General features: G+C 45.1%; 1 protein-coding gene. It reads left to right on the top strand.

Features of this window, described 5'->3' with window-relative positions:
- Nucleotides 1-266, top strand: a 266-nt coding sequence (locus tag AB4585_RS25840; protein WP_372171630.1) for a putative glycoside hydrolase, incomplete at both ends; no start/stop codon positions are given.

Below are 266 nucleotides of genomic sequence, written 5' to 3'. Positions count from 1 at the left end.
AATGCACTGTGAGTGGCCTTGTTTTGGCGAAGTGGAAGTCGGAAAAGTTCTACCAAAACCACTGGCAGACCCATCACAGAGCAACTGGCAAACCATCAAGATACCTTTGCAGTGTCTTGCTGATGAAGGCATGAGCTTCCCAATGATGAATACCGCATTCCTGCTGTACTCAAACGAGTCTCAAGAATTCGAATTTAACCTTGGTGAAATTCGCTTTGTACCTCGTTCAATCGATCCTGCTGAAGATGCGCTAACTTGTGAAGAAA

Origin of the sequence: Vibrio sp. 10N.222.49.C9 (genome assembly GCF_041474985.1) — a bacterium.
GTDB lineage: Bacteria > Pseudomonadota > Gammaproteobacteria > Enterobacterales > Vibrionaceae > Vibrio > Vibrio crassostreae_C.
The sequence above is the reverse complement of the archived record's forward strand: the minus strand, read 5'-3'. Positions and strand labels throughout refer to the sequence as shown.